The 8,139-nt window shown below is 60.1% G+C and carries 6 protein-coding genes; 3 read left to right on the top strand and 3 right to left on the bottom strand.

Annotated elements, in window-relative coordinates; genetic code table 11:
* The 3 genes from VN887_07940 to VN887_07930 form a co-directional block, all read left to right on the top strand.
* The coding region (locus VN887_07940) for a substrate-binding domain-containing protein (GenBank protein ID HXT39937.1) at window positions 1-680 on the top strand (680 nt) is incomplete at its 5' end.
* Window positions 681-686: 6 nt separating this feature from the next.
* The gene (locus VN887_07935) at window positions 687-1,427 is read left to right on the top strand and encodes a glycerophosphodiester phosphodiesterase (protein ID HXT39936.1); all 741 of its coding nucleotides are present in this window, start codon (window positions 687-689) and stop codon (window positions 1,425-1,427) included.
* Window positions 1,428-1,431: 4 nt separating this feature from the next.
* Window positions 1,432-2,928: a sugar ABC transporter ATP-binding protein gene (locus tag VN887_07930; protein HXT39935.1), complete on the top strand. Its 1,497-nt coding sequence runs from the start codon at window positions 1,432-1,434 to the stop codon at window positions 2,926-2,928.
* On the opposite strand, the gene VN887_07925 is transcribed toward VN887_07930, so the two are convergent.
* The 3 genes from VN887_07925 to glgB form a co-directional block, all read right to left on the bottom strand.
* Window positions 2,915-4,483: an AAA family ATPase gene (locus VN887_07925; GenBank protein ID HXT39934.1), complete on the bottom strand. Its 1,569-nt coding sequence runs from the start codon at window positions 4,481-4,483 to the stop codon at window positions 2,915-2,917. The two genes, VN887_07930 and VN887_07925, sit on opposite strands and share 14 nt — an antisense overlap.
* A 154-nt stretch (window positions 4,484-4,637) precedes the next feature.
* Window positions 4,638-6,599: an LTA synthase family protein gene (locus VN887_07920; GenBank protein ID HXT39933.1), complete on the bottom strand. Its 1,962-nt coding sequence runs from the start codon at window positions 6,597-6,599 to the stop codon at window positions 4,638-4,640.
* Window positions 6,600-6,615: 16 nt separating this feature from the next.
* On the bottom strand, window positions 6,616-8,139 hold a 1,524-nt coding region (gene glgB, locus VN887_07915), incomplete at its 5' end, for a 1,4-alpha-glucan branching protein GlgB (GenBank protein ID HXT39932.1).

Raw genomic sequence — 8,139 nt, 5'->3', positions numbered from 1 at the left:
CCGTCAGTTGTTCGGACGCCAATAAACTGACCGGCGCCATCGACACGGCTGTCAAAAACGGCGTGCCGGTGGCCACGTTCGATTCCGACGCACCGGGCAGCAAACGGTTCGTCACCTATGCCATTGATGATGTGAAATGCGGGGAACAGCTCATGGACGAACTGGCAAAGCTGATGGGCGGCAAAGGCGTCGTGGCGATTCTCGCCGGCAACCAGAACGCACCCAATCTCCAGAAACGCGTCCAGGGCGTGAAGAACGAGGCAAGGAAGCACCCCGGCATCACCATTCGCGACGTTTACTACCATAAGGAAACGCCCCAGGACGCAGCCGCCAGAGTCGAGCAGGTCATGCAAGCCAACCCGGACATCACCGGCTGGGCGATGGTCGGCGGGTGGCCGTTGTTCACCGACAACGCTCTCAAATGGCAGCCCGGCACGGTGAAGTGCGTTTCCGTGGACGCTCTGCCGCCGGAACTGGCCTATCTCCGCACCGGCCACGTCCAACTGCTGCTTGCCCAGCAGGTCTATGAATGGGGCTATCGCTCGGTTGAACACCTCATCAACAAAATCCACCTCAAGAAAAACCCGGCCTCCGTCAAGGATGTCAGCGCGTTGATTCCAGTGACAAAGGAGAACGTGGATGACTTCACCAAAAACTGGGAGAAATGGCTGCCGAAGTAATCCAGGGTGGAACTCATCGCGCATCGCGGCGCGTCGTACGATGCACCGGAAAATACGCTGGCCGCCGTCAATCTGGCGTGGCGACAAAATGCCGACGCAGTTGAGGTGGATGTCCACCTTTCCAAGGACCGCAGGCTCGTCGTCATCCATGATGACAACGCCCGGCGGACAGGTGGAGTTGACGACAAAGTCAGCGAACAAACCCTGTCCAGGTTGCGCTCGCTCGATGTCGGCCGCTGGAAAGGAAACCCGTGGACCGGCGAAAAAATTCCCTTGCTTGAGGAAGTCCTCACCGGGATTCCCGACGACAGGCGCTTGTTTGTCGAACTCAAGTGCGGACCTGAAGGTGTTCGCGTATTCCAACAGACCCTGGGCCTTTTGGGCCAGGCGCCTGGGCCGATTGTCGCCATCAGCTTCTCCCTGGATTTGGTGACGCGATTAAGGGTCAGCATGCCCGCTTTGGAGGTGTGCTGGATCTGCAAATTCAGGCGCAACTGGAACACGGGGCGTTGGTCCCCCGCTGCCCATGAATTGATTTCTACGCTGACCGAGGCCGGGTTGAATGGCGTCGATTTGGACGCCCGCGGGCCAGTCAATTCGCTGCTGGTTAAGAAACTCAAAGACGCCGGATTAAAAGTTTACGTCTGGACCGTTGACTCTCCGGTTGAGGCACGGCGTCTGTTTAAAGCCGGCGTGGATGGCATCACCACGAACCGTCCCGGCTGGCTGCGTGAAAAACTGAAGTGACGCCGTGGCTTTTCTCCAATTAACGAGCATCACGAAACGCTTTCCGGGCGTCTTCGCCCTCGACCGCGTCAGTGTCGAAGTCGAACAGGGCAGTTGCCATGCGCTGATCGGCGAGAACGGCGCCGGCAAAAGCACGCTGGGCAAAATCCTTGCCGGTGTTTATGCCGCCGACGGCGGAGAAATCCGGCTCGACGGCCGGCCTGTTCATCCGGCCAACCCCCTCATCGCGCGGCGGCTGGGCATCGCGATGGTCCATCAGGAACTTGCGTTTTGTCCAAACCTCACCGTCGCGGAAAACCTCTGCCTCGGCGATTTGCCCGCGCGCGCCGGCTGGGTGGCCCGCGCGCAAATGCGCGCCCGCGCCCGCGCCATGCTCCATGAAATCGAGGCGGATATTGATGTTGATGAACTGATTGGAGGACTTTCAACCGGCCAGGAACAAGTCGCCCAGATCGCCGCGGCCATCGGCACCGGCGCCCGGGTCATCGTCATGGATGAACCGACCAGTTCCCTGTCCGCGCGTGAAAGCGAGCACCTCTTCCGCCTGCTTTCCCATTTGAAGCAGTGCGGTATCACGGTGATTTACGTTTCGCACCGGATGGAAGAGATCTTCCGCCTCTGCGACACCGTCACAGTCCTGCGCGACGGACGCCACGTGGCGACGGAAGAAATCGCGGCGACCAATCCTGACCGCGTCATCCACCAGATGATTGGCCGCGAAATCGTGACCCACACGCCACGACACCTCTCCCGCGCGACCGGCGATGAAGTTTTGAGGGTGATGAATCTATCCTCGCCGGGCAGGTTTCACAACGTCAGCTTCGCGCTGCGCGCGGGCGAAGTGGTCGGTTTGGCCGGGCTGGTTGGCGCGGGCCGTAGCGAAGTCGCCCAGGCAATCTTCGGGCTGGATTCCGCCGCCACCGGTCAGGTCATTGTGCGCGGCGAGGCTCTGCCGCGCCGCTCGGTGTCCGCCGCGCTGTCAGCCGGTATCGGCCTGTTGCCCGAGGACCGGAAACGGCTCGGCCTGGTGCTGGCAATGAATTGCCGCGAGAATGCGTCGCTGGCGACCCTCGGCCGATTGACACGTTGCGGATTCATCAACCGGCGCGCAGAACGGACGCTGGCGCAACGGTACGCGGATCGCCTGCGGGTCAAGGCTCCTTCGCTGGAGTCGCCCATCGATGGGCTTAGCGGCGGTAACCAGCAGAAGATCGCGCTGGCCAAGTGGCTCGCCCGCGAGTGCGACATCCTCATCGTGGACGAGCCGACGCGCGGCATTGATGTCGGGGCAAAGGCGGAGATTCACCAACTTCTCGATGAGCTCGCCTGCCAGGGTATCGCCATCCTCGTCATCTCCTCCGAGCTGCCCGAGGTGATGAACCTCAGCCGCCGCATCGTGGTCATGCGCGAGGGTGAAATCAGCGGCGAACTCCCGCATGGAGAATTCTCACCCGCAAATCTGCTGCGCCTGATGGCGGGCGTGGGGGTCAGTCCTTCGTAGGGTCCGTCCGGTAACTGGTCACCACCCATTCGCTCAAAATCTTGTCCGGTGTTGCCACCGCATCGGCATCGATCACGAACTCCTTCCGCCCGGTGTTTTGGGCGATCAGCTTCAGGCCGAACTGAAAATCCTTGAACTTGTCCGCGCACAAATCGCGGATCGATTTGGACTGTTCCAGTGCCTGCGATACGAGCGCGTCGGCTGCCCCATCGGTGAAGACAATCTTCAGGCCGTGGCTTTCCTGGAAACGTTCTGCGAACTCATGGACGAGCTGCGCCATCACCACGCGCTCTTCCTTTTCGTGTTCAGCGAGCAGTTTCCGCAGTTCGTCCGGAGCATTGTCCACCAGTTCGCGTGTCACCACAAACCGCTTCACCGCGGTCGAAGGGAGCTCGAATTTCAAATCGCGGAAGATGCGCTCGCAAACCGTCATCAGGCCGCGCGCGCCGGTCTTTTCCTCCGCCGCCAGCTCGGCGATCCTCCGGAGACCATCGTCGCGGAACAGCACCTCGATGCCGTAAGCGGCGAACGATTGTTCGTATTGCCGGATGATGCTGCCCTCGGACGTCTTCAGGATCTGGAACAGATCGTCCACGTTGAGCTGCAGGCAGACGACGCGCACCGGCAATCGGCCGATGAATTCGGGCTCGAACCCGAACTCGATGAAGTCGCGAGTCTGCGCCTCGGAGAACACACGCTCCTCGGAAACGGTTGATTTCGCGGCCGCGGCAAACCCGATGGTCGCCTCGCGCAATCGTTTCTGAACGATTTTCTCCAGGCCGCCGAAGGCGCCGCTGACCACGAACAAAATATGTTTGGTGCTAATGGTGGCCGGCTGCTTCTTGCCGCGTGTTTGCGACATCTCCATCATCGCCTGGATCTGGCCGGCGATGTCGTTCGGCGCGCGCGCGGGCACGTCGGTTTCCTCCATGAGCTTGAGCAGGTTTGTCTGCACGCCACGCCCGCTCACGTCGCGCCCGGTCATGTTTGACGCGGAGGAGATCTTGTCGATTTCATCGATGTAAATGATCCCGTATTCCGCGCGGCGGACGTCGCCGTCAGCCCGGCGCACCAGGTCACGCACCAGGTCCTCCACGTCGCCGCCCACATAGCCTGTCTCGGAAAACTTCGTCGCGTCGGCCTTCACGAACGGCACCCCAATGAGGTCCGCCATGCTGCGGATGAGGTAGGTTTTGCCCACGCCCGTCGGCCCGATGAGGATGACGTTTTGCTTGGCGTAATTCGGCTGCTCCTTCCCATCCATGGCGAGCCGCACTTGATGGTAATGATCGCACAGAGCAACGCTGAGGACCTTCTTGGCCTCTTCCTGCTTGATGACGAAGCGGTCGAGATAGGCCTTCACGTCACGCGGCTTGTAGTCGAATTTGAAATCCTCGGTCTTCGTTTCGGGCGGCGGAGAGTCGGACCCGCCCGCCGTGTCTGTTTTTGAGAAAGCCGACACGTTCCCGCCGGGAAAATGCTGGCGCATAAATTCGTGAAGCTGGCGTTGAAACTCCTCCGGCGTGGGTGGCCCGTTGAAAATGGGTGATTGCATAAAATTTAAGACAAGCGAGGCCCAACTAAGTTCAGGATTGGCCCGGTGTCAACTGCAAGGCGGCGCACATCTGCGGGGAAGGTGGCGTTTTGGCACTCAGGCACAAAGGAATCCGGTCAAGCCGGTGCGGTCGAAGATCACTGGTCAATCGTCATTATGGCTGCGCGGTTTCCCGCACCCGATACTTCCGCTGCATGTAAAGCTCGTCTGCAGTCTGGTAGATCGCCATGGCATCCTTTTCCAATTCCAAGTCGGTGTCATCGGGCCGGTCCACCCGTGTCATTTCCGCAACCTTGGGATTGCCGCGATAGAATTCGGCCTTCTTGTTGAGGCTCAGGACGACCATCCGGTCGGCGCGCATGAGGCCGATGTCGCGGTTGTGATTGATGAGGACGCGGCCCGATGGCACCGGGTCTTTCAACAGGTCATGGCCGTAAAACATCGTGTCGTAGGAGCGGCCAATGAGGCCGAGGATCGTCGGCGCGACGTCCAGTTGACACCCGAGCTGCGGCAGTCGCGCGGGTTTCTTCACCGCCGCAGGCCCCAGGATCAGCAGCGGAATTTCATACGAATGAATCGGGATGCTCTGGCTGCCATAGACGCGCGCGCCATGGTCGGCAATCACGACAAAGATCGTCTCCTGAAAAAACGGCTCGTTCTTCACCGCCTTGAAAAACTGGCCGAGCGCCCAGTCGGTGTATTTCACGGCGTGCTCGCGTTTGCGCGCCCGCGGATCCTCGGCAATCCGCCCCGGCGGATAGGTGAACGGTTTGTGGTTGGAAACGGAAAGCACCGTCGCCAGGAAAGGTTTTCCCGCCTTCGCAAGGTTGCGGCATTCCTCGATCGTCCGCTGGTAAAGGTCTTCGTTGCATACCCCCCAGATGGTCGCGAACGTCGGGTTGGAAAAATCCTTCTGTTCGACGAACCGGTCGTAACCGTTGTTGACCGCATAAGACCGCATCCCGTCAAAAATCCCGCGTCCGCCATAGAGAAAGACCGTGTCGTAACCGTCGCGTTTCAACACCCGCGCAATGGTCTCGACGTTTTCGGAATGGTCGCGTTTCACGATCGAATCTCCCGGCAGCGGTGGAAACGACGAGAGCACGCCCTCAAACCCGCGCACGGTGCGATTTCCGTCGGCATACAGATTCGTAAAGAACAGTCCTTCCTCCGAAAGCTTGTCCAGCTCGGGCGTCAGCGTTTCCCCCTTCCGGCCGAGTGAACCGAAAAACTCCGAACCGAGGCTTTCCTCCAGCAGAATCACGACGTTCAGCCGGGGGTTGGCCGGCCTGCCGGCAACGCGTCGTTGGAGCGAATCGGCCGGTCCTTCAAATTCCGCGCCCGGTTCGGCCAGCATCCGGCGCGTGCGTTGAAAAGCCTCCTCACGCGCCATGGTGGGATAGAACGCGGCGTAATCAAGATTGCGCGACCACCACGCCGTGGCCAGCGAGGCCATGCCGTTGTTGGCGATCTCGTTGATGACCCTGTCCTTGCTGAAGCGCGTTTCGGCAAGCCCGACGCTGAACCACAGGCCCGCTCCCAGCGCGAGCGCCGCCACCAGGTGCAGGAACCTGCTCGCCGCGCCGGTCTCTGTTTCACGCATGCCGCGCGTGACCCTTTGCGACACCAGCACCAGAAGCAGCGCCAGCGCCGCGCACGCGCCAATGACCAGCGGCACGGGATAGGTGTCCCAGATGTTGATGAACACCTCGTGTGGATAGAGCAGGTAATCTATCGCGACCGTGTTGTAGCGTGATCTGAACTCCTCGAAGAAAAAGTATTCCGCAATGAGCAGGAATATCTCGACCATCCAGAAGATGAACCAGGCCAGAAGAAACCCCGTCCGGTGAAGCCACGAACGAAACAGCCATTGCGGCAGCATTGCCAACCAGAACACCAGCGGCAGGGTCATGAACAACGCGACGGTCGCATCCAGATGCAGGCCGACGAGAAACGTTTTGAAGTATTCGCCGGACGCCGCCGGCGGTCTGAAACTGAAGAAGAGCGCCAGCCTGAGGACCGTGAAACATGCCATCAGCGCGAAAAACTGAAACCCGGCGAGGCCGAATCGCGATGCCCACCAGCCGGAAGGTTTGTGATTTGGCGCGCTGCTCATTTCCAAATGGGCCGGATCAACCGCGTTGAGGCGCAAACGCAATCACTCCCAAAGGCGGCAGGGTGAATTCGGCGGAAAACGGTTGATTGTGCGCCTGATAATCCCGCGCGGTCACACCACCCCAATTTCCCTGATTGCTGCCGCCATAAATCTCCGCGTCACTGTTCAACACTTCGCGCCAGAAACCGCCCTCCGGCAGGCCGAGGCGGTAACGCGTCCGCAACACCGGAGTCAGGTTCAGGATGACCAGCAACCGGCTCGTCTGGTCCTTGTTCTGCCTAACAAAGGACAGCACGCTGCTTTCCTGGTCGGAGCAGTCCACCCAGAAGAAACCTTCCTGGTCATAGTCACTCTCCCACAAGGCGGGCTCGGCCCGGTAAACCTTGTTCAGGTCCTGAACAAACTGTTGCGCGCCGCGATGATAGCGCCCGGCATCGAGCAGCCACCAGTCGACCTCGGCGTTCGCGTTCCATTCGCTGCTCTGTCCGAATTCGCCGCCCATGAACAACAGTTTTTTTCCGGGAAAGAGCCATTGATACGCCAGCAAGGCCCGCAGATTGGCGAACGCCTGCCAGTCGTCACCCGGCATCCGCTGCCGCAACGAGCCCTTGCCGTGCACCACTTCGTCGTGTGACAAGGGAAGAATAAAATTTTCGTGGTGATGGTAGAGCATCGCGAACGTCAGGTCGTTTTGATGGTACTTGCGATGGATCGAGTCTCGCATGAAGTAACCGAGTGTATCGTGCATCCACCCCATGTTCCACTTGAAAGAAAACCCGAGGCCGCCGAGATAAGGCGGACGCGTGACCAGCGGCCAGGCGGTCGATTCCTCGGCAATGGTGACCACGCCCGGATGCTCCGTGTGCGCGAGGTAATTGAACTTGCGCAGAAACTCGACCGCTTCCAGGTTCTCGCGCCCGCCGAACTGGTTCGGAATCCATTCACCTTCCTTGCGTGAGTAGTCGAGATAGAGCATCGAGGCGACGGCGTCCACGCGCAGGCCGTCAATGTGAAAGCGGTCGCACCAGAACAGGGCATTGGCGGTAAGGAAATTGTTCACCTCATGCCGGCCGAAGTTGAAGATGAGCGTGCCCCAGTCCTGGTGCGCGCCCTTGCGCGGGTCCTCGTGCTCGTAAAGCGCCGTGCCATCAAAACGCGCGAGCGCCCAGTCGTCACGCGGAAAATGCGCCGGCACCCAGTCCACCAGGACACCGATGCCCGCCTCGTGGAGCGCGTTGACGAGATATTGAAAATCATCCGGTGTGCCAAAACGGCTGGTCGGCGAGTAGAATCCGGTGACCTGATAGCCCCACGACGGGAAAAAGGCGTGCTCCGACACCGGGAGAAACTCAACGTGCGTAAAACCCGTCTTCCGCAGATAGTCAATCAAGGGACCGGCGACCTCGCGATAGCCGGGCGACTCGGCCACCGACTTCTTCCGCCACGAACCAAGATGGACCTCGTAAATGCTCATGGGCGAGCGCAACGGATCTCGTTTGCTTCGTCGTTTCATCCATTCACCGTCGCTCCACGAGAACTT

It is taken from the genome of Candidatus Angelobacter sp. (assembly GCA_035607015.1).
In the GTDB taxonomy this organism is placed as follows: domain Bacteria; phylum Verrucomicrobiota; class Verrucomicrobiia; order Limisphaerales; family AV2; genus AV2.
The sequence above is the reverse complement of the archived record's forward strand: the minus strand, read 5'-3'. Positions and strand labels throughout refer to the sequence as shown.